Origin of the sequence: Paraburkholderia sp. A1RI_3L (assembly GCF_048957895.1) — a bacterium.
GTDB classification, from domain to species: Bacteria; Pseudomonadota; Gammaproteobacteria; order Burkholderiales; family Burkholderiaceae; genus Paraburkholderia; species Paraburkholderia kururiensis.
Map to the genome: position 1 here is coordinate 262,382 of NZ_JARCHA010000001.1, position 25,762 is coordinate 288,143.

Genomic DNA, 25,762 nt, shown 5'->3' on the forward strand with positions numbered 1-25,762 from the left:
GAAAGTGAAGAAACGCCTGATTTCCGCGGCTGCAATTGCGACACTGGTGCTCGCATTGCCGGCCGCCTTCGCGCAAGACAGCTCACCGGATACAGCTCAACACGCGGACGCGGGTACGCAGGGCGTACCGGGTTGGTCGGCGCGCCTCCCCGCGCATTTGGCGCCCCATCCGGCCGGCGCCGACTTCGCGGTCGTCAACGATCTCGAGCAACTGCATCGCCTTTACGCGATGTCGGGACGCGAGAGCCAGATCGTGGCCGTCTACCACGAAGTGTTGAACCGTACTCAGGACCCGATACTGCGCCACTACGTCTACGACTCGCTCGCGCGCATCCAGCTGAAGCCGGCCAACGTCGATCAGGCGATCGCAACGCTTCATACGAGCCTGAACGAAGATCTCGTCGCCTTGAACCGGGTGCCCCACGTCGCCACGCTGCCGGGCATGCCCGGCGCTCCCGGCGGGCGGGAACAGGCGCCCGCCTCGCCCGAATAAATTCGCCTCGCATCGGCTGCTTGCCGCGGGTTACAGCGTGCACCACCGCCGCTGCGCGACCATAAGTGCGCCGCCGAACTGCTGTCGTCTTCCTGTGCCAGGATAGTGCTCAAACCGGCACGGAATGGAAGCAGGATGGCGACCTTATACGAACTGCTGGGCGTTGCCGACAACGCCTCCGAAGACGAGATCAAGCGCGCGTACCGCAAGGCCGCGATGAAGTGGCACCCCGACCGCAACGCCGGTCGAGAGGACGCTGCGCGCGCCGCATTCCAGGAGATCAAGGACGCGTACGCGATTCTCTCGGACGCGCATCAACGCGCCGTCTACGATGCCGTGTTTGCCGAAGAAATGCGCCGCTGGCAGAGCGAGCAAGAGAAACGCGAGCAGGAGCGCGCGGAACGTGAAGCCGCCGAGCAGGCAGCGGCCGAAGCCCGATACAGGGAGAACGTCGCGCTCGCGATGCGCTTCGCCGACGCGGGATACAACCGTGACGTCCTGCTCGGCGTACTACTGGGTCGAGACTGCGACGAAGAAGTCGCCGGCCGTATCGCCGATAGTGTCTACGCGTTGCAGCAGGCGCGTCGCGCCGAAACGGCAACCGAAGAAGACGTGAGCGCCTCGGACAAGGCCATGCCGCACGACAAGGCAAGTCGCGGCCGCAACGACAAAGACCACGATAAAGACCACGACAACGCCGCTACACCCGCCCACGACGCGCCTTCAGCCGAGCCACACGAAGAACGTCACACCCGCATCTTCGATACGCTGTGGCGCGGCTTCTTTGGTCTGCGATCCTGACGAATCACGAAGGATCACGACCGCTGTCCATCCGGCGCTCAGTCGCCGCCCCACCCGCGGCGTTCGCGCCATTCACGCTCGCGCCACTGATGCTCCCGCCATTCGTGGCGACGCCATTCGCGTTCGCGCCAGTCGTCGCCGTACATGACCGCCACAGGCGGCGCGCCATAGACCACGGGCGGCGGCGCATACGCCACCGGCGGTGGTGCCACATACACCGGTTCTGCGGGCACGTAGGCCGGCACGCCAAGCCCGATCGCCACGTCGACGTGAGCCGACGCCACCGACGATGCCACCAGCGCCGCTACACCTAACGCCGCACCGACAACGAATTTGCTATTCATGATCTTCTCCGTGGCTGCCTGTGGTGACTGGCGCCGCCGCTGCTGCCAGCTAATTGCCTGTTGTTGATTGATACGTCCGCGTTCGAACGGACCATGACCGTGGGGAACACGGCTCGAAGTGTAGAAGCGCCGCGGGACGCGAGGTGAAACAGCTCTATGAGATAGGTAACACCGCGTAACCGCACGCGCGGCTCCGTACTCGCACGACGGCATTTATGCGACACGTTTGGTTACACACAAACACACGAGTAATGTCGCCGCTCAATAAAGTGCGCTCACGACCAACCACTCAGACCCACGAAGAGGTGTGTCATGAAGAAGATCATCGCACTCGCACTACTCGCTCTCACGCTCGGCAGCCTGCTTGGCGGCTGCATCGTCGTGCCCGCGGGCGACGGCTACTACTACCACCATCACCACGACTACTACGACCGCTACTGACGTGAGGCGCCCGCTCGCGTGCACATGCACTGAAGCGAGCGGAACGATCAATGGCTCTGCGCGAAAGAAGGGAGAAAGAACATGAACGCGACATACAAACGACTGATTGTTGCCACGCTCGTTGCAGGTACCAGCGTCGGTCTATCGACCGCGGCGGTGGCAGGCGTCGACATCGGCGTGAACATCGGCACGCCCGCGCCCATCTACGCGCCACCGCCTCCGCCGCCCGTGTATGAGCCACCTCCGCCCGCCGTCGTCATCGCACCGGGCTGGTACGGCGACCGCTATTACGACGGGCATCGCTACTGGGAACGCCGCGAGTGGGAAGAGCGGCATCACGAATGGCGCGACGCCGGCGACCGCCACCGGCCCGACGAATGGCATCGCGGCGACGACGGGCATGGCCGCGACTGGCATCACGATCATTGATTCGCCCGCACCGAATGATCCGGCGAACGGCGGGCCGGCACGCGTGAGGCAACGCCATCACGGCGCCGTCCGACGCTTACTGTGCGGAGTCACTGCGCGGGAATCACTGTGCAGAATCACTGCGCAGGATGCTTCGCCTGCCAGCGCCTCATGAATGCGATCTCTTCGCGCTGCGCCTTCACGATGTTGCTCGCCAGCCGCTTCAACTCCGGATCTTTGCCGTACTTGAGTTCGACCTTCGCCATGTCGATGGCGCCCTGGTGGTGCGGGATCATGTGGGCCACGAAGTCCCTGTCGGCGTCGCCTGTGTAGGGGGCGTCCATGTCCTTCATCATTTTCTGGTCGGCGCCTTTGAAGGCCTGCGTCGACGCGCCCCCATCCGCCTGCATGCCCGACATACCCGCCGTACCCGACGAGGGCGACATGCTCATGCCCGGCATCGAAGCACTGTTCTGCGCCAGCGCAGGCGCAGCCGCGAGACCGAGCGCCAGGCCAAGACACACGACCGAGGAACAGACACCGAAGAACTTGCGCATAGCGAATCTCCTTTCCTTTGAATGAGTACTTCGAGAACCCGATTGCGATAGGCAGACTACCTGCGCGAACCGCGTGCCCGCTATCGTGAGGCTTCCCACGACGGGAAGGTCAAACGCGCTGATGAGCCAACGGCGAACGCACTAGCGGGAAGCGGTAGCGAGAAGCGTGACCGTAACGCCATCGCACGAACGGCGGCCAATCACCGCAACGGCCGGCGCCCCAACCAGCGTACTGCTCACGTCGGCCATCGCGCCGTGGCGGTCCACGCGCAGCACGTTGACCGGCCACGTTGGGCGAAGCAGCTGCTCGCGCACCACCATGCCGGTCCAAAGCGGCGCGGGTGGACCGCTCTGCGGATCGCCAATGGCGTACCCCGCGGGCCACAGCCGCAGCACGAAGCGCTCCGCCGGCACGGCGCCCGCTCGCGCGAATACGAGTGGCGAAGGCGTGCCGTTGTCGAGCTTGGGCAAAACCGGAAGCGCCATGGCCGACACGTTGGGCGCCACGAGCGAGAAAATCGTGCGCGCCGACAACTGCACACCCGGCAACCAGCCCTGAGCGCGCAGCGCAGTGTCGATCTGGGCGGCGCTCGCGGACCACTGCACCGACAGCGGCTCCTTCCGGTCGCCTTCCAGGTCGGTGCGCCAGCAAGGCAACTGGCGCCAGGCGGTATCCATCCACGTCCGCTGCGAAATGACGGTGGACGGCTGAGCGAGGCCCTCCCTTGTGGGCAGCGCGGGCTCGCCCCCACCTCCACCGCCGGCTGCGAGCTGCAGCGCCACCGCCGCGCCGGTCACACCGAGCACCGCCGCGGGATAGGGCGGTGGCAGCTTCGGCGGCATGGGGTTTCGCCAGGTCAATTCAAGCGCCAGCGCCACGAGCCAGGCCGAAGCGAGCGCCGCGCCCGCAATCGCGTCCGAGAACCAGAACCGCCCCAGGTACAAGCCCGCCAGTGCGATCAGCACGACGATCACCATGCTCGACGTCACGGCAATGGCCCGCGTCGCACCCCGCGCACGGCGCGCAAACAGAAACGCAAGAAAGCCATAGACGATTACGGACGCCGCGACGTGATCGCTCGGAAACGCGTACGCCTGCGCCCCGGCCGCAGCAGGCGCCGCGCGGTGAATGGCGAGCCGCACCACGAGAATCACCGCCTGCGAAAACACCGCTGCGGCAAGCCAGTAGCCGAGCGCGCGCCAGCGCCTCTCCCAGGCAAGCAGCACGGCGACAACGGCAACCAGTGCGCCGAGCGTCACGACGCTACCGAGCGTCGCGATCCCCGCGAACGCCGCATCGCTCCACGGCGTACGCACCGACGCCAGAAAACGGTAGACCGCTCCGTCGACATGAACGAGCGGGTCGCCTTGCAGCACGTCCTGCATCACGGCGAGAAACACCCAGCCCGCGCCAAGCACCACCGCCGACATCGCCACGGTGATGCGCGCCGCAGGCTCCGCCGGATCGAGTATCCGGCGCGCGACGCGGCCCGCGCGGCCCGGATGCCGGCTCGCCCAGCGCGTGAGCGACTCCCGCCCTTCGTCCACGAGGCTCCCTGCGTGCAGGAACAGCAAACGCGCGAAGCGATACCCCAGCCAGCCGATACCCACCAGCAACACGATGACGACCACGAGCCGGAACGACACTGCGCCCGCGAGCTGCACCGAGGCCCCGAACACGGCGCCCGGCAGGATGTGCGCCGGCGCCCAGAGCAGCGCGGAGAGCACGTTCATCAGATAGAAACGGCCCGCGGACATGCCGAGCATGCCCGCCACCACCGGCACCACCGCGCGGATCGGCCCGACGAAGCGCGCAAGCAGAATGCTCTTCGCCCCGTGTCGCGAGAGAAAGTCCCGCCCCTTCTCCAGCAGTTGCGGATGACGGCGGAACGGCCACACGCGAGGCATCTGTTCGCGGAAGCGGGCGCCGAGCCAATAGCTGATGCCGTCGCCTGCAACCGCGCCCACCACCGCGCAGGCCAGTACCGCGGCCAGGTTCAGCGAACCCGCGCCGGCGAGCGCGCCCGCGAGGAAGATCACGGTGCTGCCGGGCACGAAGGTGCCCACCACGGCGACCGCCTCGAGAAACGCCGCCAGAAAGACGATAGTGAGCGTCCAGCCGGGATGGCTGGCAAGGTGAGCCCAAAGGTGGAGAAAGAGGTGCTCCATGGGCCGTCATGATGCCCGAGATCGAGGGCACGCATGGCTAGCCGGGGGCGCATCAGGACACGGTGCGCCGTGTGGCGCAAAGGATTCCAGTCACCCCGACGCCGCGGCCCGCTCGTCCTTCTGCCAGGGCGTACGCCTGTCGCTGCGGGCGAAATGGGCAAGCCGTTTCTGGACTTCCAGCATCGCCTTGATGGGGGCCTGCTGAAGTTGCTCGTCGTGCAGGGCGAGCAGTTTCTCCACGGCGGCACACTCTCGCGGCTCCAGATGCCAGGCATCGTCGCGCGTGGCTCGCGACGCGCTGCGGTCGAGCGCCGCTTCGGCGTCGGCGAAAAGCCCGGCGGCAGGTTGGCCATACCCTACCTCGTGCAGATACCAGGCAACGTAGAGCACGCGAATCAACTCGCTGAGCAGATAACCGTTTCCCTCGCCCGAGCGTAGCGCGGCCAGCGCCAGGTGATAGCGCAGCGACAGCTCGCGCACCGAACCCGCCGTGGGTGGCAGCAGCATGGCGCGCGTCGACGTTTTGCCGGATTTACCCCGCTTATTCATCTTGCATTTAGCCCCGCATTTCTTTCGAGAGGTGTGGCCGCTCTTTATCGCTACGGCGAGATGTTACGCACTAAACGAATGAAATTCGCAGGGATTGCAATGTTTAACAATCGCGGCGTCTTTGCCGCAATATCATGCGTTTGCGCGAGAGAAATTCAGCCTCCGTGCAACGTAATTATTTCCTGTCACATTGCGGTAAAGCGAAATAAATACCGAATGCATTTCCGCATTGTGTGACGCTTTCTTTCCCTTTACTATTCGCATCGCAAACCAGAAGTAAAAATCCAGGCGGGGCAGCGACTATGGGTGCACAAGACCTCATCTCAATAATCAATGCGGGCATTAGCCAGCAAGACCGGTTACTCAAACTCGACTCACCCCTCGGCTCCGACGTGCTATTGCCTCAGCGCGCCGTCGGGCAGTCACGAATCGGTCGCCATTTCGAATTTGTGGTCGACGTTGTGTCGTTGAAAGATTCGGTCGAGCTGAAAAGCCTGATTGCTCAACCGGTCACGCTGTGGATTCAGCAATCCGACCGGTCGTATCTACCGCATCACGGTTATGTGCATACCGTGCGGCGACTCGGCTCGGACGGCAGGCTGACCAGCTATCAGCTCGCGTTCTCGTCCTGGCTGCATTTCCTGAAGTTCCGTAAGGACGCGCGCATTTTTCAGGAAATGACGGTCGAGTCCATTCTGGAAGCCGTATTCGACAACCATCCGCAGGCGCGTGGCGCCTACCGCTTTGCGTTGCGAAATCCCACACCGAACCGCTCGTTCTGCGTGCAATACGAGGACGACTGGAATTTTGCGCATCGGCTGATGGAATCCGAAGGGCTGTTCGGCTTCTTCGAACAGGCGGCGGACGGCAAGTCGCACACGCTAGTGGTCACCGACGACCTTTATATGTGCAAGCCAGTGGAGCCGGAGCAGGTGCAGTTCTACCGCTCCGGCGTGAATAGCGAAACGGACGCGTTCGTGCAATGGTCGGGTACGCGGACGCTGCAAAGCGCGGCGTATGCGACGGCGACGTTTGATTACAAGTCGCCCGCCGAAGACAAGTCAAAAACGTTTCCGACCGTCGGCAATCAGGGGGCTCTTCCCGAGCAAGCCGAAGTCTACGAATACACAGGCTCATACACTTATCTGGACAGCGGCCGCGGCGATCACCTGACGAAGCTGAGGCTCGAAGAATGGGAATCGCGCGCAAAGCGCTTTCATGGCGTGGGCAGCGTACGGCGCATCGATGCGGGCAGGTTGTTCCAGCTCCAAGGCCACCCTGAGCATGAGCGGGACAAGGCACAGGACCGGGAATTCGTCGCCATCGCGGTCCATTGGCATGTAGCGAACAACGTACCGATAGGGAACAGCTGCCCCTTCCCGCACAGTCTCGAGCCTGTTCTGGCCAACGTACGCGCCGCGCACCAGGAAACCGCCTCGACCTACCAGCTCACCGACGGTGGAGGCAATAGCGGGTTCTTCCTCGCAGAGATCGAGGCGCAACGCAGGTCCGTAGCGTTCCGCAGCCCGTTCGAGCACAGGAAGCCGGTCATGCGTTTGCAGACCGCGACTGTCGTGGGCCCTGCCGGCGAAGAGGTGTACACGGACAGCCTGAATCGCATCAAGGTGCGACTGCACTGGGACCGCATCAATACCGGCGACGAAAAGGCGTCGTGCTGGGTGCGTGTGGCGCACTCGGACACGGGTAGCCGCTATGGCGGCGTCCATGTGCCGCGGATAGGTGAAGAGGTCATCATCAACTGGATGGATGGCGACTGCGACCGCCCCGTCGTGACCGGACGACTGTACAACGCAGGCAAGGCGCCCCACTGGCATACCAACGGTCTCCTCTCCGGCTATAAATCGAAGGAGTACGGGGGTAGCGGATACAATCAGTTGGTGCTTGACGACTCCACCGGCCAAAACCGCGTGCAGTTCTACACCACGAGTACGAACGCTCACCTGCACCTGGGTTATCTCGTGGACCAAAGCGGCAATGACCGAGGCTCGTACGTGGGTAGCGGATTCGACCTCAAGTCAGATGCGTACGGTGCGATTCGGGCCGCGCGCGGCCTGTACGTTTCGACTCATCCGGTGTCCGGAACGTCGAGCCAGCCTCTCGATGCAAGCGCCGCGCGAGAGCAACTGACCAACTCCGCAGACGCCATGGGCGCCATGTCGGATGCGAGCACAACGCATCAAGCTGAAAGCCTCAAGGACGGGCAAGACGCACTTAAGGCACTCGCCGATGCAACGAAGGACAGCGTGCGGGGTTCGGCCTCGGGTGGCAGAACGGCGGGCGGCGGAACAGGAAGCGCAAACGCCTTCAAAGACCCGGTCATGGTGCTGGCCAGCCCGTCGGGCATCGCTCTGTCCACGCCGAACTCCACACACATTGCCGCCGACCAGCACCTCAACGTTTTCAGCGGACAAAGCACGCACCTCGCCACAGGCAAGTCATTGGTGGCGAGCGTGGCACAGCGCATCAGCTTCTTCGTGCAAAACGCCGGCATGAAACTCTTTGCGGCGAAGGGCAAAGTAGAAGTGCAGGCGCACTCGGACAACATCGAGTTCACCGCACAAAAGACGGTCAAGGTCCTGTCGACCACGGAGAAAATCGAGGTCGCTGCATCCACTGAAATTCTGCTCACGTCAGGCGGTGCCTACATACGCATCGCAAACGGTGACATCGAAATTCACGCCCCCGGCGCAGTCGACGTGAAGGGCTCGCAACATTCGTTCAACGGGCCGGCGCAGCAGGACTACCCGCTCCCTCCGTTGCCGACGTCGAAGTACGACGCCGCCATACAGTACCTCTATCACGACAACGAGCCCGTGCAGGGCGCGAAGTACGTCGCCACACTGGCGGACGGCAGCACACGCGAAGGGGTGCTCGACGGCCAGGGACGAATGAACCTGAAAGACGTTCCGGTAGGTTCGGTTCAAGTTGCCCTTGGGCCGGACGGGCGACCCTACGCGCGCAAGGACGTGACGCGCAATGCCGATTACAAGGGCGAACAGCTCACCGAGGCCGACATCGATTCGCTCATCAGCAAGCACGGGGGAGCCTGAGGGTGGACTGGTCGATCGAGGATTTCAAGACCACCTCGCTGGAGGTGGGGCAATGGTGCTGGGGTACGCTGGAAGGTGCATTCAACGAGAAGCAGACCATCAGCCAGGTGATTGTCGATGCCGTCATCGGCATGATTCCGCTCATCGGGGACGTGACAGCCGTGCGGGACTTGCTGGCGGTAGGTATCGACATGAGCAAGGACCCGACGAAGCGGCAACAGGTCATGCAGTGGGTGTTACTTGTCGTGCTGGTATTCGCGCTGATTCCCGTGGTGGGAGGCGTCATCAAAGGCGTCGGCCGGCTCGCGTTGAGGGTGGCAGGAGATGCAGCGAGGGACGCGGAACTGCTCGACGAAGTCATTCGGTTTCTCAACCGCATGGGTCACGGCGATGCTCCCCAGTGGTTGAAGGCGTTGGACATCAGCACGTACCAGTCGCAGGTTCTGTCGAAGTTCAAGGACTTTTGTGCCACCGTCCGCCTTGCCATAGAGCGTTCACTGAAGTCGCGTGTTGGCAACCTGCTGCCGGAAATGTGGCGAGGCCGGATAGAACGCGTTCGCGACGGCTTTCGTGCTTTGCAGGACCTGGCGGACCAGATGATTCCGCAAGCCATCAAGGAACTGGACGCGAAGCTCAAGGCGCTCCAGAACATGGTGTACCGCGGAGAGATTCACGAGATTGCCACCGGCGGCATGCCAAAGGTGAAGCGCGAGGCGGAGGCGTATCTCGAGGAGCGCAAGCTGGCGCGGGAGATACGGCAGGGGCGCTACCCGTCAGCAACATGTGCAGCAGACGGCAGCGAGACAGCAACGCACGTCCGGGCAACATATCAGCCCAAGATCGATGAGGGATGGCCGAACCTGCTGGATAAGACGGGAACGATGCCTGTCTTTGGTAAACGCCCGGTATATCTCGACGTTGCGTCCTTCCATGGGAAGGTTGAGGCCATTGATGCAAAACAGCTTGCCGGCAAAAAACTGTACCGCGCATTCGGCAACCCCACACCTCTGGCGTCAAGCGAACGTGGGACCTATGCTGGCGGCCGCCGGATCTCGTACTGGGGCGTGGGCCTCCCTCCTAAGGACGCGAAGGAATGGCGAACGAAGTCGGCGGTCCTGGATAGCTGGAACGGAAATGGTTTCCTCGTGATCGTGCATCTTCCAGACGACCTCGCAACACGCATCCCGGAAGCCAAAGCATGGTATGGCAAGATTGCCGAGCAGTTCGGGACGAAAAGTCCAGTTCAATACCTTGAGGGAGGTGGCGACCAGGTGATTGCCGATCTTGGGGATTTGTCCGAGAAGATATCCGCGATCGGACAGGAAATTAAATCCGAAAACAAGGGTGTGACCGGTTACAAGGAGGTCCACCGAACAGAAATAATCGACGGAATTCGCGTTGACTTTTACAAGACAAATTGGGAAAACGTCGAAGGCGTTTACGGTTACAGCCGTTACGAAGACGACTTCGCTTATGCTACAAAGACACGGCGACTGGCCAATGAAGAGGTTCAAACAAAGGTGACGAACAGCAAAACGACAGCCGCGTTAAGAACTGAGGCCAATCTGGAGACACAACCGTGATCGTCAATGCGGCGAAGTACGACATGCATGACAACGCAATACGACGCAAGGTCTTCTGGTTACTCCGCAGATTGACCAGCTACGAGCTTTGGCGCAGGAAACGCGAGCGATTTGCTAATTTCACCGTGCAATATGAAGCGGCAGTGAAAACGCCGCCTCGCGAAGAAACAGACCGTGTTCCGGCAGATAACCTGCCGATCATTTATGAGATCCTGGGCTTGTACGACAAAGGGTTGAGGGAACTGGCACAAGGACATCGTCATATCTGGCAAAGCGGTGAGCCTTTTGACGCCGCGATCGATCGTTACAGTCACCTCTGCCAATACTTCTACACCGATCCGGAGTACTGGGAGAGGGGCGCGCAAATAAAAGCGTACCCGCCAAAAGTAAGCGCCCTGGCCCGGTTGATGCGCATGTCGGAGTTCCATGGAGACTACGCACCCTGCGAGGTCGTCGCCTCGAGCGGAGATGTGGCGAACCTTCAATCAGCCACATTTCTTCTCGCCCCAGAGAATTACAGGCATCGATTCTACGAACTCGAATATCCGGTGTTCCCGGAGTCGCTTCCCGAACCGCCAGATCCGCCTGACGTTGTCATCCGATCTGGCCAGACCGTTCCTTTCGATGGCATATGGGAGCCGGTTACGACGACCCAAACAAAGCTTCTGGGAATCGTCCCGGTAGGCGACAAGACATTCGAGAACAACGGCTGTTTCAACTATCTCGTCCAGGGAACAAGGGCACCGACCCTCGATGGCCCATTCGACCCACAGACATTCAGTTCCTCGGCCATAAGCACGCATTGGCGTCTGCTATGGGAAGACACGCGGTACAACGACGGCGTCATTCCAGACGAGTCAGAGTACTTTCTCGACCCGGAGACAGTCGAATCAACGACCTCGACCAATCTGCCCGCCGGTATGGAAATGCAAACCGGCGAGATATGTCCCATATCTGGCACCTGGGAAGCCATCGGACTTGGCGTAGCGCCGATCCAGGTTCTTAAGGGGCAGACAATGCCAGATGTCCTTCTCCCTTCTCCGGGTTCGGGAGAACGTCGTGTTCATTGGGCAAGATGGCGCTTGCTTGCAGCGGCTGTCGATATTTGACTGCACCGTGATGATGGGGGCGTGCCGTCTCGCACGCGCCAGCCTGCTAGCGATGAAATACCAAGGTGGCGAACAGCAAAACCGTTGCTGCGTCACGTACTCCAGCAAGCGGTCAGAAGTAGATTTGATGGACCACGCCGCAAAAGAATACGACATGCACGATCCCTCCACCCGGCGCCGCGTGTTTTGGCTATTGAAGCGCCTGACCAGCTTTTCGCTGTGGGCAAAGAAAAGAGATGCCTGGGAGGTGTTCGCCCGGGCATATGAAAATGCCGTCCGGACCTGGCCGAAGAATGCCGCGGAGCGCGTGGACGCCGATTTGCTACCTCGCATCTATGAAACGCTGAGCTCGTACACCAAAGGGGTGGAAGAACTGGGAAAGGGGCACCGATTTGTGTGGCGCACGGGCCAGGCTCTTGAAGCTGCGCTCGACACGAGCGGAACCGTCCATAACTTTCTGTACGCGCATCCCGACTACTGGGAGCACGGCACCCAGACGGCGCCTTACCCGGATAACGTCGAAGCGCTCAACAGGCTGCTGCTTGCCAGCACATACGAGGGAGACTACGCCCCCATCGAGGTTCCCGTCGGGCCGCAGAAGTCAGCGCGGTATTCCAGCCCTGGTGCATTGCTCGACCCCGAACGATACACATACCGGTTCTATCAATTGGCCTATCCTGTCTTTCCCGCCGAGATTCCGGAAGTGCCCGGCGGTACGGACCTCATCATCAGTTCCGGGCAGCGCGTACCGGTGGATGGAATCTGGGAACCAGTCAGCATCGGGCGAGAAAAGGCGTTGGACGTCCTGCCTTTAGGCATAAGAAGTGTCGAAAACAACGGATGCTTCAACTATCTGGTGAGCGATACGAAGGCCCCCAGCATCATGGGCCAATGGAGCGGAGTCAACTCTCGTACGACGCGCACAACCACCCGTTGGCGCCTGCTGTGGGGGGACACCCGCTACAAGGATGGTGTGATTCCTGACGAAACGGAATACTTCCTTGAACCCATGAACATCGACTCCGCGACTGCGACCCAATCAGTTAAGGGACTCGAGGCACGAACCGGTGACGTCTGCCCCGTATCGGGCACGTAGATGCCCACACCGCGTTTTCCATGAACGACACGGTGCTCGAAGTCTGCGATAGAGCCTATTCGCAACACGGGGCGCGGCCTCGATTCCCGCTATTCAGCACTACCTGCCCAAAGGGCCATCGCTGCGCGCGTCCCTTAGCGCGTGGTTTTTTGCATCGCCCAGTTAACGAGCCGCGAACCCGTCTGGCCCGCCGAGATCGAAGCCGCCTGCGGCAACGCGCAGCCAACGATTGCCACAGTGGCCTGATTGTCCGATTTCAAACGCCGAAGCAGACGCCCCTCATGCCCCGAAAATTCATCCTGAAAAACGACGCAACGGACCACAACGGAATCGTGCTCGACGGCATCGCGGAATCATCGTTCGATGGTCGGCCGCTCGCGTATCTCGGCGCGCCGGTGCATTGCCGGACGTGTAACGCCGATGGAACCATCGTCAGCGATGGCTCGCCTCACACGATGTCGGTCAGCGGCAAAGTGGTCGCGCTGGAGGGCGACCTGTGCCAATGCAACTGCGAACCGCTGCCGCGTCTCGTTGCATCGCAGACCAGCGGAACGCTGTCGAGCTAACGATCGGCGACCGGCGCGAACATCTACGCAGTTCGCACCGCCCCCGTTACTCACTCAACAGTGACCGATTTCGCCAGATTCCGCGGCTTGTCCACATCCGTGCCCCGCGCACACGCCGTGTGATACGCCAGCAATTGCAGCGGCACGACGTGCAGAATCGGCGACAGCAGCCCGTAGTGCTCAGGCATGCGAATCACGTGGATGCCTTCGTCGTTCACGATGCGTGTGTCCGCATCCGCGAACACGTAGAGCTGGCCGCCGCGTGCGCGCACTTCCTGGATGTTCGACTTCAGCTTCTCCAGCAGCGCGTCGTTCGGTGCCACCGTCACCACGGGCATCGCCTCTGTCACGAGCGCAAGCGGTCCGTGCTTCAGTTCGCCTGCGGGGTACGCTTCCGCGTGGATGTACGAAATTTCCTTGAGCTTCAGCGCGCCTTCCAGCGCGATGGGGTAATGCAGCCCGCGGCCCAGGAACAGCGCGTTCTCCTTGCGCGAGAATTCTTCCGACCACGCGATGATCTGCGGCTCCAGCGCCAGCACGCTGTTGAGCGCGGCGGGGAGGTGGCGCAGCAGCTTCACATAGTTCTGCTCGTCGGCTGCCGATACGTGACCGCTCAGCTTGCCGAGCGTCACCGCCAGAATGAAGAGCGCGACCAGTTGCGTCGTGAATGCCTTCGTCGATGCCACGCCAATTTCGCGGCCCGCGTGCGTCAGGAACGCGAGTTCGGTGAGCCGCACCATCGCGCTCGTCGCGACGTTGCAGATGGCGAGCGTATGCTCGTGGCCCAGCGACTGCGCGTGCTTGAGCGCGGCCAGCGTGTCCGCGGTTTCGCCGGACTGCGAAATCACCACGACGAGCGAGCGCGGATTCGGCACGGATTCGCGGTAGCGGTACTCGCTCGCAATCTCTACCTGCGTCGGGATTTTCGCCACAGATTCGAGCCAGTACTTCGCCGTGAGCCCCGAGTAGTAGCTCGTGCCGCAAGCCAGGATCAACACGCTGTCGATACCCGCGAACGCCTTGCCGGCGGCGTCGCCGAACAACGCGGCGTCGAACATTTCGCCGGCGGGAATGGTGTCGGCAATCGCGCGCGGCTGCTCGAAGATTTCCTTCTGCATGAAATGCCGATACGGACCGAGTTCGACTGCGCCGCCGTACGCCTGCACCTGGCGCACGTCGCGCTTCGCCTCGTGGCCGTCGCGGTCGGCAATGCGCACGCCTTCCAGCGTGATTTCGCACACGTCGCCTTCTTCGAGGAACATGAAGCGGTCGGTGCTGCCGGCCAGCGCGAGCGCGTCGGAGGCAAGGAAGTTTTCGTGCTCGCCCACGCCCACCACGAGCGGCGAGCCTGCGCGCGCGCCCACCACCGTATGCGGCTGGGCCTTGTGCAGAACGGCAATCGCGTAGGCGCCGTGCAGTTGCTGCACGGCTTCGCGCACGGCGAGGAACAGGTCGCCGCGATAGAGGCTGTGAATCAGATGCGCGATGACTTCGGTGTCGGTCTGCGAGACGAATTCGTAACCCTTGCCGCGCAGCGTCTCGCGCAGCGACTCGTAGTTTTCGATGATGCCGTTGTGCACGAGCGCGAGTTCGTCGCGCGAAAAGATGGGATGCGCGTTGTCGGTAACGGGCGCGCCGTGCGTGGCCCAGCGCGTGTGCGCGATGCCCGTTACGCCATCGAGATGCGTCTCGCGCACCTGCTCGTCGAGGTCGGCCACACGCGCGACGCTGCGCGCGCGGCGCGGTCCTTCGCTCGACACCACGGCCACGCCGCACGAATCGTAGCCGCGATATTCGAGGCGACGCAGTCCTTCAATCAGTACGGGGACGATGTTACGTTGCGCAACCGCGCCGACAATGCCGCACATGGATTTCGGTCCTTATTCCGGTCCTTGCAGGTTGAATTCGAAGACAGCCGCGCGGTGGTCATGCCCTCGCGTTGCGCCACCGCCTTCGCCGTAGCTTCAGTTTTTCTTCTTGACGGGACGCACGTAGCCGGACTTCGCCGTCTGCGTTTTGTCGTTCAGCACGAGGGCGCCGGCTTCCGCGTCCTTCCAGACGGTCGTGCCCGCCGCGATCGTCACGCCGCGGCCGATGCGCACCGGCGCCACGAGCTGCGTGTCCGAGCCCACGAACACATCGTCTTCGATAATCGTTCGGTGCTTGTTCGCGCCATCGTAATTGCACGTGATGGTGCCCGCGCCAATATTCACGCGCGCGCCGATGTCGGCGTCGCCGATATAGGTCAGGTGGTTCGCCTTCGAGCCATGGCCAATCGCGGCGTTCTTCACCTCGACGAAGTTGCCCACGTGCGCTTCGTCGGCGAGCGCCGCGCCCGGACGCAGCCGCGCGTACGGACCCAGCACGACCTGCGCGCCCACCTGCGCGCCTTCGATATGCGTGAAGGCGTCCACACGCGTGCCGGCGCCAATCGTCGCGTTGCGGATCACGCAGTTCGGGCCGATGGCGACGTTGTCCGCGAGCGTCACGCGTCCTTCGAACACGCAGTTCACGTCGATCGAGACGTCGCGCCCGCATTCCAGCGTGCCGCGCACGTCGATACGCGCGGGGTCCGCCAGCGTCACGCCTTCGGCGAGCAGCGTATCGGCCACGTTGCCCTGGTGGATGCGCTCCAGTTCCGCAAGCTGCTGCTTGCTGTTCACACCGAGCGTTTCCCACTCTTCGTCGGGCTGCGTGGTGACGACTTCGAGCCCCGCTTCGATCGCAAGCTCGACCACGTCGGTGAGGTAGAACTCGCCCTGCACGTTATCGTTCTTGAGCGACGCGAGCCAGTCGGCGAGCGGCGCCGTCGGCGTCACGATGATGCCGGTATTGATTTCGCGAATGCGGCGTTGCTCTTCCGACGCGTCTTTCTGCTCCACGATGCGCAGCACCCCGCCATCGGCATCGCGCACGATGCGCCCGTACCCGGTGGGGTCGTCGAGCGTCACGGTCAGCACGCCGTAGCCGTTCTGGCCCGCGGCGTCGGTGAGGCGCCGCAGCGTGCTGGCCCGCGTGAGCGGCACGTCGCCGTAAAGCACCAGCGTGGGATGCGCGGGATCGAGCAGCGGCAGCGCCTGTTGCACGGCATGCCCGGTGCCTAGCTGCTGCTCCTGCACGGCGAACTGCACGTCCGGCGCCGCAACGGCGCTGCGAACGGCCTCGGCGCCATGGCCGATCACCACCACGAGCCGCGCGGGCTTGAGCGTGCGGGCAGTATCGATGACGTGTGAGAGAAGCGGCCGGCCGGCCAGAGGATGAAGCACCTTGGGCAGCGCGGACCGCATGCGCTTGCCGGTGCCTGCCGCCAAAATGACGATATTCATGGCGTCGGCGAGAAGACGGGATTGGAAGCCGGGCATTCTAGCATGGGCATATGTACCGATCGGCTGGGGCGGAAACGCTGAAACCACGGCTGGCGCGGGCACCTCGGAACGTGCCTCATCGCGCGCAGCGGCGACGGCGGCCGTTCGTCGCGGCTGCGCCCTGCCCGCTCAAAGATCGTCGAACTGCACGATGGAAATGGGCTTCGTGGCTCCGTTCGCGAGCGTCTCATCACCGCTCGTCGTGGAGCACGGATCGTCGTCGAACGCGATGTCGCCTTGCGGGTCGGCCTCGCCCGTGGCTCGCAATCCGGCGAACGGAAACAGCTTCGAGTCCATCAGGTGCGACGGCACCACGTTCGCGAGCGCGTTGAACATGTTGTCCACGCGGCCCGGGAAGCGCTTGTCCCACTCGCGGATCAACGCCTTCATCTCGGCGCGCTTCAGGTTCGGCTGGCTGCCGCAGAGGTTGCACGGAATGATCGGGAACTCGCGCAGCTCGGCGTACTTTTCGAGGTCCGTTTCCTTCACGTAGGCAAGCGGGCGGATCACGACGTTCTTGCCGTCGTCGGACTGCAGCTTGGGCGGCATGCCCTTTAGCTTGCCGCCGTAGAACAGGTTGAGCAGCAGCGTCTGCAGGATGTCGTCGCGATGGTGGCCCAGCGCGATTTTCGTCGCACCCAGTTCGCCCGCCACGCGGTACAGAATGCCGCGGCGCAGCCGCGAGCACAGCGAACACGTGGTCTTGCCCTCAGGCACGAGGCGCTTGACGATGCTGTAGGTGTCCTGGTTTTCGATATGGAACGGCACGCCGCGCTGCGTGAGGTACTCGGGCAGCACGTGCTCGGGGAAGCCCGGCTGCTTCTGGTCGAGATTCACGGCCACGATGTCGAAGTCGATGGGCGCGCGCTCGCGCAGGCGCAGCAGCACGTCGAGCAGCGCGTAGCTGTCTTTGCCGCCCGACAGGCAGACCATCACCTTGTCGCCGTCCTCGATCATGTTGTAGTCGCCAATGGCCTGGCCCACGAGGCGCGCCAGCCGCTTGAAGAGCTTGTTGTTCTCGTACGCCTCTTTCTGCTCGCGGCGCGTAAGGGCGTGGCGGCTGGCTTGCTGGCCAGTGGCCTCGTCGGCTTCCTGGCTGCGTTCCTGGCCAGCTTCCCGGCTCTGCAGCGCGACGGCATCGGCCGGCGTGGCGGCAGCTACACCGCCGGCAATCTCGGGAGCATTCATGAATCAGTCCTCTTTGATGCGAAAGACTTCGACGCCCACGGCATCGCAGTCCGGATAAACGTCGGGCTTTTCGGTCGACACGCGGGCCGCCAGCACGTGCGGATGCTCGAGCATGGCGCGCGCGAGGTCGTCGCACAGCGTCTCCTGCAAATGGATGTGCCCCAGCGAGACGCGCTTCGCGACTGTCGCGCGCATGAAGTCGTAATCCACCACTTCGCGCAGCTTGTCTTCCTTCGGCGTGGAAAGCGCGAACGGCACGAACAGGTCGATATTGATCACGACGCGCTGTTCGCCGCGTTTTTCGAAGTCGTGCACGCCGATGTTGATGTACACCTCGTAATTGCGCAGGAAAAGCCTGCGGCACGCGGCGAGTTTCGGATGCGCAAAGGCGGAGGCGGCTAGCATGGTCGTTCCAGTTCAGGCGGGCGTGGCGGAGGGCACATTGGCGTGCCGTTCCGTTTCGGCGTTTCGGCGGTTCAGTCTTCAGTTCAACTCGGTCCGGGCGGGGCGGTTCGTCAGGCGCCCGGCGTCAGAAACATCACATCGCGCGGCAGCGGCACCAGGTGCTGGCCGCCGTCCACGAGAAGCGTCGTGCCCGTTACGGCGCGCGCGTCGGCCAGATACAGCGCCGCCGCCACCAGATCTTCGGGACGCGAGGCGCGGCCAAGCGGCGTCACGCGATGCGCGGCGGCAAACGCTTCCGGCGTCTGCCATGCCGAGGGCAAAGTGAGCCCCGGCGCGAGGCCCACCACACGGACTTTCGGTGCGAGAGCCTGCGCGAGCGCCACCGTGGCGTTTTCGAGCGCGGCCTTCGTCAGCGTGTAAGAGAGGTAGTCCGGATTCATGTTGTACAGCTTCTGGTCCAGCACGTTGATCACCACGGTGCGCAAGGCCTCGTCGGCGGCGGCAGCATCGGGCGTGGCCTCGTACAGCGTGCGCGCCAGCACGAGCGGCGCACCCAGGTTGATCGCCGTGTGCTTGAGCAACCCTTCGTAGCCGACGTTGCGCGCGGTGTCCTCGTCGAAGCGCGACGCGTTGTTCACCACGCAGACCGGCAGCCCCAGCGCCGCGGTGCACGCGGGCACCAGTCCGGCGACCTGCGCTTCCACGGCGAGGTCCGCGTGCAGCGGCACGGCGCGGCGGCCCAGTTTGCGGATCTGCTCGACCACGTCGGCCGCCTCGTCGCGCGACGTGCCGTAGTGCACGCCCACGTCCCAGCCGCTTTCGGCAAAACCGAGCGCCAGTGCACGGCCCACGCGCTGCGCCGCGCCCGTCACGAGCACGACGCGCGCCGGCGCGCGGCCCGCCGTGGATGCACGGGACGACGCGTTTTCAAGGCTGGCTGGGCCGAAAGTGCCGGAAGAAGCGCTCATTTACAATGCGGGAATGAATCCGAAAGCTCTCGAACCCGATAGTTTACCTGCTCCGGGCCCTGCCGCGCTGGCGCAGTCCGAAGCGCTGGCCGATCTCGTGCGCGGCGAAATCGCCGCGGCCGGCGGCTGGTTGCCGTTCAACCGCTACATGGAGCGTGCGCTGTACGCGCCAGGCCTCGGCTATTACAGCGGCGGCGCGGTCAAATTCGGATGGCGCGCCGAAGACGGCAGCGACTTCGTCACGGCGCCCGAGTTGTCCCCGCTGTTCGCGGCCACGCTCGCGCGGCCCATTGTCGAAGCGCTCGCGGCCAGCGGCACGCGGCACGTCATGGAGTTCGGCGCGGGCACGGGCAAGCTCGCGGCCGGGCTGCTGAATGCGCTGGCCACGCTGGACGCAGCGTTCGAGACCTATTCCATCGTCGAACTCTCCGGCGAGTTGCGCGAGCGCCAGCGCGAAACGATCGAAGCGCAAGCGCCCGCGCTGGCGAACCGCGTGCGCTGGCTCGATGCGTTGCCTGAGCACTTCGAAGGCGTCGTAGTGGGCAACGAGGTGCTGGACGCGATGCCGGTGCGGCTCTTCGTGCGCGCTGACCATGGCGCTGACGCTGTCGCTCACGATTCGCGGGAGTCAGCGTCGGCGCTCAACGGCCACACGCTCAATGGCCACCGCACGCACGGCGCCGTCTGGTACGAACGCGGCGTCACGGTGGCCGCGGACGGCCGCTTCACCTTCGCCGACCGCCCGCTCGCCTCGCCGGCCGATGCGTCGCTGCTGGCCGGCATCGACGCCGACGGCGGCTACGTCGCCGAAACGCACGAAGCGGCCCTCGCCTTCACGCGCACGGTGTGCGCGATGCTCACGCGCGGCGCGGCGTTCTTCATCGACTACGGTTTTCCGCGCCACGAGTACTACCACGCGCAGCGCGCCCAAGGCACGCTGATGTGCCACTACCGGCACCGCGCGCACGGCGATCCGTTTCTCTACCCGGGCCTCACCGACATCACGGCGCACGTCGAATTCACGGGCATCGCCGAGGCCGGCGTGGAGGCCGGAGCCGATCTGCTCGGCTACACCTCGCAGGCGCGCTTCCTGATGAACGCGGGTATCACCGATGCGCTCGCCGAAATCGATCCGCAGGACATCGAGCACTTCCTGCCCGCGGCCAACGCGGTCCAGAAGCTGCTCTCCGAAGCAGAGATGGGCGAGCTCTTCAAGGTGATCGCGTTTTCACGCGGCATCAGCGAGACCCTCACCGCTTTCTCGCGCGGCGACCGCTCGCACACGCTTTAAACCACCTTCAGGCCCGGGACCCGACACGACATGCTGCGCTGGCTGCTCACCACGTTCATCGCTGTGGCGATTCTCTCGGGGTCGCTGCCGTGGCTGCGCAAGATCGGCATTGGCCGGCTGCCTGGCGACTTCACGCTGCGGCTTTTCGGGCGCGAGTATCCGTTCCCGTTCATGTCAACGCTCGTGATCTCGATGGTGTTGTCGCTCATCGTGCGGATGCTTTGAGCGCGGTGGCTCGCTGCCGCGTTAGCGCGGCAACGGCGTTCGGCTCGGGATGCTCGACGCCCGGAGCCGCGACTCCGCCGCACCTGCATCGCCTACTCCGCCGCTTCTTCCCCATCGCCGATCGCCCACGCCACCGCCTTCACCCGCGCGCGGTGCACGGCGTCCTTGATCTGCTCCGGGCGCTCCGCGTGCTCCTTCGCAATCGCGCCGGCATCCACGGATCGCGCTGCCACCAGCGCCTCGCGTAACCGCTCCGCCTGCGGATACTCGCGCGCCTCGAAGCCAAGGCGCCCGCGCGCGTCGGCCTCGCAGGCCTGCAAAGCTTCGGCGAAACGCGCCGGCTTGCGCAGCGCGTCGCAGCGCTCGAAGAGGCGCACCAGCGCCGCCGCGCCCATCTCCATCACGCGATGGATGTTGCCGTGTTCGCGCGCCACCAGAATGGCGAGGTCGCGGCAGTCGTTCGGCACACGCAGGCGCTCGCAGAGCGGCTTCAACAGATCGACGCTGCGGCCCTCGTGGCCGATGTGACGCGGCAGCACGTCGTCGGGCGTGGTCGCCTTGCCGAGGTCGTGCGTGAGCGCCGCAAAGCGCGCGGGCAGCGCGTAACGCTGCTGCGCGGCGTGGTCGACCACCATCATCACGTGCACGCCGGTGTCGACCTCGGGATGGTAGTCGGCGCGCTGTGGCACGCCGAACAGCGCATCCACCTCGGGCAGCACGCGGGCGAGCGCCCCGCACTCGCGCAGCACCTCGAACATGCGCGAAGGCTTCTGCTCCATGAGCCCGCGCGACACCTCCTGCCACACGCGTTCGGGCACGAGCGCGTCCACTTCGCCCGCCTCCACCATCTTTTTCATGAGCGCCACCGTTTCGGGCGCCACGATGAAGTCCGCGAAGCGCGCGGCAAAGCGCGCCACGCGCAGAATGCGCACCGGGTCTTCCAGGAACGCGTCGCTCACGTGCCGGAACACGCGCGCGCGCAGATCGGCCTCGCCGTGAAATGGGTCGATCACCGGACCAGTCAGCTCGCCGTCGGGCCGCACCTCGCGGGCCATCGCATTGATGGTGAGGTCGCGACGCGCGAGGTCTTCTTCGAGTGTGACGTCGGCCGCGTAGTAGAACTGGAAGCCGTGATAACCGGCCGCGGTCTTGCGCTCGGTGCGCGCGAGCGCGTATTCCTCCTTCGTGTCGGGATGGAGGAACACCGGGAAGTCTTTGCCGACGGGACGAAACCCTTGCGCGATCATCTGCTCGGGCGTCGCCCCAACCACCACGTAATCGCGGTCCTGCACCGGCACGCCGAGCAGTTCGTCGCGAATGGCACCGCCTACTGCGTAGATATTCATACGTCGTAGCTGGCGATGCGATGGGTCTCGCGACGCGCGTCTTCCACCCACTGCGCCACCGCGGGATGCGCGTTGACGCGCGCCACGTAGCCTTGCGCCACGGCCGAAATCTCGGGCTGGTAGGTGTTGAAGCGCATGACCACGGGCGCGTACATCGCGTCGGCAATGCCGAACTCGCCAAACAGGAACGGACCGCCGCTCGCTGCAAGACAGTCGCGCCAGAGGGTATCGACGCGCGCGACGTCTGCGAGCGCGCCCGGCGTCGCGCCGCGGCCGGGCCACGACGCACGAATGTTCATCGACATCTGCGAGCGCAGGTCGCCGAAGCTCGAATGCATTTCCGCGCTCACGCAGCGGGCCCGCACGCGAGCCGTGGCATCGCGCGGCCACATCGCGTGCTGCGGGAAGCGCTCGGCGAGCGTCTCGGCAATGGCGAGCGAGTCCCACACGGGCACGCCGTCGTCGCCGATCAGGCACGGCACTTTCCCCGACGCCGAGTACTGCAGGATCGAGGCTTTCGTGTCGGGCTGAAGCAGTTCGATCACGACCTCTTCGAACGGAATGCCGAAGTGCTTGAGCAGCACCCAGGGCCGCATGGACCAAGACGAATAGTTCTTGTCGCCGATAACGAGTTTCATGTTGTGTGATGGGGGCAAGGAACGAATGAACCGGATGGACTGGACGCAGCGGACGCCCCCCGCTCAGCGCCCGGCGCTGGCGCGAAACGTGTCGAAGCGCGAGCGCGCCGAGGCGCCGGTCAGATACAGCGGCGCGATGTTTTCGATGCTCGCCGGCTCGATGCCGAGTTCGGGCGCAAGCGGGCCGCTCATCACGCTGTCCACCTTCATGGAGTCCAGATTGTCGCGTGAAATAAGCGGCTCGCCAGGGCCGAACTCGAACGAAAGCGCCTGCAGGCGCGCGAGCGCATCCGGCAAACGCACGATGCGTGCGTGCCGGCCAATCACCTCGCCGCAATAGCGCACCAGTTGCTCGAGCGTATAGACCGTCGGCCCGCCCAGTTCGTAAGTACGCCCGACGGAGGCGTCCAGATCGAGCACGTTGACGATGGCCTTCGCCACGTCGCCCACGAAGACGGGTTGGAACTTCGCGTCGGGCATCGCGAGCGGAATGACGGGAAAGAGCTTCTGCAGGAACGCGAAGCGGTTCAGGAAGGTGTCCTCAGGACCGAACACGACCGACGGCCGGAAGATCGTGGTGGCCAGTTCCGCCGCCGAATGCACGGCGCGCTCGCCGTCGCCCTTCGAGCGCAGGTACATGCTCGGGCCGGCCGGATCGGCGCCTATCGCGCTCACATGCACGAGCCGACGCACGCCCTTGCCCTCGCACGCCGCCACGATCTTCGTAGGCAACTCCACGTGCGCCTTTGCGAACTCGGGACCATAAGGCGTGCCGCGGCTGCCGTGCAGCGTGCCCACCAGATTGATGACCGCGTCGGCGTTCTCGACGAAGCTCGCGAGCTTCACGGGATCGAACACGTCGGTTTCGATCACGTCGATGGGCAGCAGGGTGAGATGACGCGCGTTGTAGCGGCGTCGGGTGGCGATGCGCACGTTCTTGCCGGCTTCCACGAGCGCATTGACGAGATGGCTGCCGATGAATCCGGAGCCGCCGATGACTGCGATGACCTGATGTCGCATGTTCGACTCCCTCGTTCGTGCGCGGGCGGCGGTCGCGGCGACTGCCTCCGCGCGGTGCAGGCGATGAACGCTGCTGGCGGACCGCCGCGCTTGGGGCCTGGTGTACGCCTCGTGTACGGGCCTTAAGCGCGGCGGCAATGCTGCCGCTTACGGAGCGATGTAGCTGAGCCGCTCTTTCAGCGATTGCGGGCGCCCTTCGAAGAGCGCCGCGTAGTAGACCGTGTTGGACAACACATTCTTGACGTAGTCGCGCGTTTCCGTGAACGGAATGGTCTCGGCGAAAATCGCGCCTTCCACACCGTGCGGCAGCGCCTGGCGCCACGCGCGCGGACGGCCCGGCCCGGCGTTGTAGCCGGCTGTGGCCAGCACGGCCAGACCATCGAACTGATTGTAGATCATCGAAAGGTAGTTCGTGCCGAGCAGGATGTTGGTGTTGATGTCGTTCATCTGCTCGCGCGAGAGCGGCCCAAGCCCGATCTTCTTCGCCACCAGTTGCGCCGTGCCCGGCATCAGTTGCATCAGGCCGCTCGCACCCACGTCGGAACGCGCGTTGAGAATGAAGCGCGACTCCTGGCGGATGAGCCCGTAGGCCCATTCGACGTCGAGCCCTGTGGACTGCGCGTCGCGCTCCACGACGTCGCGGAACGGCGCGAGGTAGCGTAGCGAAAAGTCGTGGTCGGTTTTCGTACGGTCTGCCGTGTTCACGGTGCGGTCGTAGAGTTCGATACCGCGTGCGTACTCGGCCACGGCGAGCAACTGGCGGTCCGTCATGCCCCGCAGCGGCCAGTTCCATTCGCGGTTGCCTTCCAGCCGCAGATTCAGCGCATAGAAGCGCCGCGCCAGTGCAAAGCCCGGCGTGTTGGCGGCCTTGTCGATCTCGGCGTCGGTGACCTGGGTCTTTGGCGGAATGGTGATCTTGCGACCCAGCTCTTCGGTTGCGAGCTGACCGTAGAAGTTGTAGCCCGGCGCGATCTGCTCGAACTCGGCATTGGCCTGCGCCGTGTCGCCGGCCTGCTTGAGCGCGCGTGCATGCCAGTACACCCAGGCCGGCTGCGCACGCAGTGTGGCCGGCATCTGCTCGATCGACCAGCGCACCATGGTCCAGTCGCCGTTGAGCAGCGCCTCGCGCGTGCGCCATTCGTAGGCCGGGTTCGACAGCGGCGCGTTGGCCGAAAGCCGATACCAATCCACGGCAGCGGGCATCTGCTTGAGCGCGCCCTGATAGCCGATGGTGCCCCAGCCGATGGCGCGCTCCGGTGAACTCAGCTGCGGCGCCACGGCCGCGTAGGTGGCGGCCGCCATCGCGGGGTCGTTGCGCGCCATCGTCGTGACGGCGAGCAGCGCAAGCTGGTGCGAGGTGTTGTCGGGGCCCACACCGCGCGCGAGCAGCAGCGGCGGCGTACTCACGGCGCGGCTGAACGTGGCGGCGTCGGGTGCCTGCGAGCCCAGCGCATCGAGAAGGCGCGTACCCACGCTCTGCTGATTCTGCTCGTAGGCAAGGCGGATCTGCTGCCACACGTCGTTCGTGCTGAACTGGCCTTTCACGGCGAGCGCCGTGACGAGATCGACGCAGCCGTCGCCGTACCAGCGCGGCTCCACGAGCAACGCGCGCGCCGCGTCGGCCACGTTCTCGCCGCGCGACGCACGCGATTCGAGCGCATAGCACTTCACCTGCGTGTCGTCGTTGAGAACGAAGCGGGCGTACTGGTCGTCGAAATTGCGCCAGTCGTGACGCGCGCCGAGCACGGCGAGGTAGTCGTTGCGTAGCCGGTCAGCGATGGCCTGCCCGTCGTACTTCTGGAGGAACGCGAGCACCGGCTGGTCGGGCGCATCAACGCGCGCATGGCCTTGCGAGTCGAACAGTTGCGGCTTGAGCTGGAAATACTCGAGGTACGAGGGCGCCGGATAGTCGGGAATCATCGCCGCGAGCTGCGCCGCGCGCGCCGCGTCGTTGTTGCGCGCCGCTTCGCGCAACTGCACGAAAATCTGGTCGTCGTTATTGAGCTGGGAAACCGGAACAGGACGCACGGCCGACGCCGTGCTGCATGCGACGAGTGCCGCAGCGGCAAGCATGAGACCGGCCGCGCGATATACTCGAAGAAGGCGTGTTGACATCGTTGTTTCTGGAG

24 protein-coding genes are annotated in these 25,762 nt (G+C 64.2%); 11 read left to right on the forward strand and 13 right to left on the reverse strand.

The genetic code is table 11. From position 1 onward, the window contains the following. Positions 1–4: 4 nt before the first annotated feature. Both PXJ20_RS01290 and PXJ20_RS01295 read left to right on the forward strand, forming a co-directional pair. Positions 5–493, forward strand: coding sequence for a hypothetical protein (locus tag PXJ20_RS01290; protein ID WP_421029985.1), 489 nt, complete (start codon positions 5–7; stop codon positions 491–493). A 135-nt stretch (positions 494–628) separates the two neighbouring features. After that, the gene (locus tag PXJ20_RS01295) at positions 629–1,294 is read left to right on the forward strand and encodes a DnaJ domain-containing protein (RefSeq protein WP_421029986.1); all 666 of its coding nucleotides are present in this window, start codon (positions 629–631) and stop codon (positions 1,292–1,294) included. 38 nt (positions 1,295–1,332) lie between these two features. Here the strand turns inward: PXJ20_RS01295 and PXJ20_RS01300 are convergent, their stop codons facing one another. Beyond that, positions 1,333–1,638, reverse strand: coding sequence for a hypothetical protein (locus PXJ20_RS01300; protein WP_017772061.1), 306 nt, complete (start codon positions 1,636–1,638; stop codon positions 1,333–1,335). Positions 1,639–1,950: 312 nt separating this feature from the next. Between PXJ20_RS01300 and PXJ20_RS01305 the strand changes: the two genes are divergently transcribed. Both PXJ20_RS01305 and PXJ20_RS01310 read left to right on the forward strand, forming a co-directional pair. Further along, positions 1,951–2,079 carry a hypothetical protein gene (locus PXJ20_RS01305; RefSeq protein WP_017772062.1) on the forward strand — a complete coding sequence of 43 codons (129 nt, stop codon included), beginning with the start codon at positions 1,951–1,953 and terminating at the stop codon, positions 2,077–2,079. Positions 2,080–2,160: 81 nt separating this feature from the next. After that, the gene (locus PXJ20_RS01310) at positions 2,161–2,508 is read left to right on the forward strand and encodes a hypothetical protein (protein WP_421029987.1); all 348 of its coding nucleotides are present in this window, start codon (positions 2,161–2,163) and stop codon (positions 2,506–2,508) included. Between the two features lie 116 nt (positions 2,509–2,624). Here the strand turns inward: PXJ20_RS01310 and PXJ20_RS01315 are convergent, their stop codons facing one another. From PXJ20_RS01315 to PXJ20_RS01325, 3 genes are all read right to left on the reverse strand, one after another. Further along, positions 2,625–3,044, reverse strand: a complete 420-nt coding sequence (locus tag PXJ20_RS01315; RefSeq protein ID WP_020480651.1) for a CopM family metallochaperone — start codon at positions 3,042–3,044, stop codon at positions 2,625–2,627. A gap of 141 nt (positions 3,045–3,185) precedes the next feature. Further along, the gene (locus PXJ20_RS01320; protein WP_421029988.1) at positions 3,186–5,213 is read right to left on the reverse strand and encodes a VTT domain-containing protein; all 2,028 of its coding nucleotides are present in this window, start codon (positions 5,211–5,213) and stop codon (positions 3,186–3,188) included. Between the two features lie 90 nt (positions 5,214–5,303). Beyond that, entirely contained in the window at positions 5,304–5,720 is a 417-nt protein-coding gene (locus PXJ20_RS01325; RefSeq protein ID WP_126878177.1) for a hypothetical protein, read from the reverse strand. Between the two features lie 344 nt (positions 5,721–6,064). On the opposite strand from PXJ20_RS01325, the gene PXJ20_RS01330 reads away from it, so the two are divergent. The 5 genes from PXJ20_RS01330 to PXJ20_RS01350 all read left to right on the forward strand — a co-directional run bounded on the left by PXJ20_RS01330 (position 6,065) and on the right by PXJ20_RS01350 (position 13,187). Continuing rightward, a complete protein-coding gene (locus tag PXJ20_RS01330; RefSeq protein ID WP_421029989.1) occupies positions 6,065–8,833 on the forward strand; it encodes a type VI secretion system Vgr family protein in 2,769 nt (922 codons plus the stop codon). A gap of 2 nt (positions 8,834–8,835) precedes the next feature. Next, the gene (locus PXJ20_RS01335; RefSeq protein ID WP_421029990.1) at positions 8,836–10,416 is read left to right on the forward strand and encodes a hypothetical protein; all 1,581 of its coding nucleotides are present in this window, start codon (positions 8,836–8,838) and stop codon (positions 10,414–10,416) included. Then, positions 10,416–11,525 carry an Imm72 family immunity protein gene (locus tag PXJ20_RS01340; RefSeq protein ID WP_421030954.1) on the forward strand — a complete coding sequence of 370 codons (1,110 nt, stop codon included), beginning with the start codon at positions 10,416–10,418 and terminating at the stop codon, positions 11,523–11,525. Before PXJ20_RS01335 ends, PXJ20_RS01340 begins: the two co-directional genes overlap by 1 nt. Next, positions 11,476–12,621: an Imm72 family immunity protein gene (locus PXJ20_RS01345; protein WP_421057404.1), complete on the forward strand. Its 1,146-nt coding sequence runs from the start codon at positions 11,476–11,478 to the stop codon at positions 12,619–12,621. The genes PXJ20_RS01340 and PXJ20_RS01345 overlap by 50 nt, the downstream gene beginning before the upstream one ends. Before the next feature lie 281 nt (positions 12,622–12,902). After that, complete coding sequence (locus tag PXJ20_RS01350) at positions 12,903–13,187, forward strand: PAAR domain-containing protein (RefSeq protein WP_421030955.1); 285 nt, start codon at positions 12,903–12,905, stop codon at positions 13,185–13,187. A 50-nt stretch (positions 13,188–13,237) separates the two neighbouring features. On the opposite strand, the gene glmS is transcribed toward PXJ20_RS01350, so the two are convergent. The 5 genes from glmS to PXJ20_RS01375 form a co-directional block, all read right to left on the reverse strand. Then, positions 13,238–15,055, reverse strand: a complete 1,818-nt coding sequence (gene glmS, locus PXJ20_RS01355) for a glutamine--fructose-6-phosphate transaminase (isomerizing) (RefSeq protein WP_421029992.1) — start codon at positions 15,053–15,055, stop codon at positions 13,238–13,240. A 96-nt stretch (positions 15,056–15,151) separates the two neighbouring features. Beyond that, positions 15,152–16,513 (reverse strand): bifunctional UDP-N-acetylglucosamine diphosphorylase/glucosamine-1-phosphate N-acetyltransferase GlmU, encoded by a 1,362-nt coding sequence (gene glmU, locus PXJ20_RS01360; RefSeq protein ID WP_277596984.1) that lies wholly within the window; start codon positions 16,511–16,513, stop codon positions 15,152–15,154. 168 nt (positions 16,514–16,681) lie between these two features. Then, a complete protein-coding gene (gene ttcA / locus PXJ20_RS01365; RefSeq protein WP_421029993.1) occupies positions 16,682–17,740 on the reverse strand; it encodes a tRNA 2-thiocytidine(32) synthetase TtcA in 1,059 nt (352 codons plus the stop codon). Between the two features lie 3 nt (positions 17,741–17,743). Further along, positions 17,744–18,145 carry a dihydroneopterin aldolase gene (locus PXJ20_RS01370; RefSeq protein WP_421029994.1) on the reverse strand — a complete coding sequence of 134 codons (402 nt, stop codon included), beginning with the start codon at positions 18,143–18,145 and terminating at the stop codon, positions 17,744–17,746. Positions 18,146–18,255: 110 nt separating this feature from the next. Then, a complete protein-coding gene (locus PXJ20_RS01375; protein WP_421029995.1) occupies positions 18,256–19,113 on the reverse strand; it encodes an SDR family oxidoreductase in 858 nt (285 codons plus the stop codon). A gap of 13 nt (positions 19,114–19,126) precedes the next feature. Between PXJ20_RS01375 and PXJ20_RS01380 the strand changes: the two genes are divergently transcribed. Next, positions 19,127–20,404, forward strand: coding sequence for a class I SAM-dependent methyltransferase (locus PXJ20_RS01380; protein WP_421029996.1), 1,278 nt, complete (start codon positions 19,127–19,129; stop codon positions 20,402–20,404). 30 nt (positions 20,405–20,434) lie between these two features. Next, positions 20,435–20,629: a DUF2905 domain-containing protein gene (locus tag PXJ20_RS01385; protein WP_017772079.1), complete on the forward strand. Its 195-nt coding sequence runs from the start codon at positions 20,435–20,437 to the stop codon at positions 20,627–20,629. A gap of 92 nt (positions 20,630–20,721) precedes the next feature. On the opposite strand, the gene PXJ20_RS01390 is transcribed toward PXJ20_RS01385, so the two are convergent. From PXJ20_RS01390 to PXJ20_RS01405, 4 genes are all read right to left on the reverse strand, one after another. After that, positions 20,722–21,975, reverse strand: a complete 1,254-nt coding sequence (locus PXJ20_RS01390; RefSeq protein WP_421029997.1) for a multifunctional CCA addition/repair protein — start codon at positions 21,973–21,975, stop codon at positions 20,722–20,724. Then, positions 21,972–22,613, reverse strand: coding sequence for a glutathione S-transferase family protein (locus tag PXJ20_RS01395; RefSeq protein WP_017772081.1), 642 nt, complete (start codon positions 22,611–22,613; stop codon positions 21,972–21,974). Before PXJ20_RS01395 ends, PXJ20_RS01390 begins: the two co-directional genes overlap by 4 nt. 63 nt (positions 22,614–22,676) lie before the next feature. Continuing rightward, positions 22,677–23,633 carry a complex I NDUFA9 subunit family protein gene (locus tag PXJ20_RS01400; protein WP_277596988.1) on the reverse strand — a complete coding sequence of 319 codons (957 nt, stop codon included), beginning with the start codon at positions 23,631–23,633 and terminating at the stop codon, positions 22,677–22,679. A gap of 147 nt (positions 23,634–23,780) precedes the next feature. After that, entirely contained in the window at positions 23,781–25,748 is a 1,968-nt protein-coding gene (locus tag PXJ20_RS01405) for a transglycosylase SLT domain-containing protein (RefSeq protein ID WP_421029998.1), read from the reverse strand. Positions 25,749–25,762: the final 14 nt, after the last annotated feature.

Bases quoted from the DNA above. Each gene is read 5' to 3' on its own strand.
- PXJ20_RS01380 (WP_421029996.1), top strand. From the start codon at position 19,127: ATGAATCCGAAAGCTCTCGAACCCGATAGTTTACCTGCTCCGGGCCCT.
- PXJ20_RS01315 (WP_020480651.1), bottom strand. From the start codon at position 3,044: ATGCGCAAGTTCTTCGGTGTCTGTTCCTCGGTCGTGTGTCTTGGCCTG.
- PXJ20_RS01330 (WP_421029989.1), top strand. From the start codon at position 6,065: ATGGGTGCACAAGACCTCATCTCAATAATCAATGCGGGCATTAGCCAG.
- PXJ20_RS01375 (WP_421029995.1), bottom strand. From the start codon at position 19,113: ATGAGCGCTTCTTCCGGCACTTTCGGCCCAGCCAGCCTTGAAAACGCG.
- ttcA (WP_421029993.1), bottom strand. From the start codon at position 17,740: ATGAATGCTCCCGAGATTGCCGGCGGTGTAGCTGCCGCCACGCCGGCC.
- PXJ20_RS01405 (WP_421029998.1), bottom strand. From the start codon at position 25,748: ATGTCAACACGCCTTCTTCGAGTATATCGCGCGGCCGGTCTCATGCTT.
- PXJ20_RS01385 (WP_017772079.1), top strand. From the start codon at position 20,435: ATGCTGCGCTGGCTGCTCACCACGTTCATCGCTGTGGCGATTCTCTCG.
- PXJ20_RS01295 (WP_421029986.1), top strand. From the start codon at position 629: ATGGCGACCTTATACGAACTGCTGGGCGTTGCCGACAACGCCTCCGAA.
- PXJ20_RS01395 (WP_017772081.1), bottom strand. From the start codon at position 22,613: ATGAAACTCGTTATCGGCGACAAGAACTATTCGTCTTGGTCCATGCGG.
- PXJ20_RS01325 (WP_126878177.1), bottom strand. From the start codon at position 5,720: ATGCTGCTGCCACCCACGGCGGGTTCGGTGCGCGAGCTGTCGCTGCGC.
- PXJ20_RS01300 (WP_017772061.1), bottom strand. From the start codon at position 1,638: ATGAATAGCAAATTCGTTGTCGGTGCGGCGTTAGGTGTAGCGGCGCTG.
- PXJ20_RS01400 (WP_277596988.1), bottom strand. From the start codon at position 23,633: ATGCGACATCAGGTCATCGCAGTCATCGGCGGCTCCGGATTCATCGGC.
- PXJ20_RS01320 (WP_421029988.1), bottom strand. From the start codon at position 5,213: ATGGAGCACCTCTTTCTCCACCTTTGGGCTCACCTTGCCAGCCATCCC.
- glmU (WP_277596984.1), bottom strand. From the start codon at position 16,513: ATGAATATCGTCATTTTGGCGGCAGGCACCGGCAAGCGCATGCGGTCC.
- PXJ20_RS01390 (WP_421029997.1), bottom strand. From the start codon at position 21,975: ATGAATATCTACGCAGTAGGCGGTGCCATTCGCGACGAACTGCTCGGC.
- PXJ20_RS01310 (WP_421029987.1), top strand. From the start codon at position 2,161: ATGAACGCGACATACAAACGACTGATTGTTGCCACGCTCGTTGCAGGT.
- PXJ20_RS01305 (WP_017772062.1), top strand. From the start codon at position 1,951: ATGAAGAAGATCATCGCACTCGCACTACTCGCTCTCACGCTCGGCAGC.
- PXJ20_RS01350 (WP_421030955.1), top strand. From the start codon at position 12,903: ATGCCCCGAAAATTCATCCTGAAAAACGACGCAACGGACCACAACGGA.
- glmS (WP_421029992.1), bottom strand. From the start codon at position 15,055: ATGTGCGGCATTGTCGGCGCGGTTGCGCAACGTAACATCGTCCCCGTA.
- PXJ20_RS01370 (WP_421029994.1), bottom strand. From the start codon at position 18,145: ATGCTAGCCGCCTCCGCCTTTGCGCATCCGAAACTCGCCGCGTGCCGC.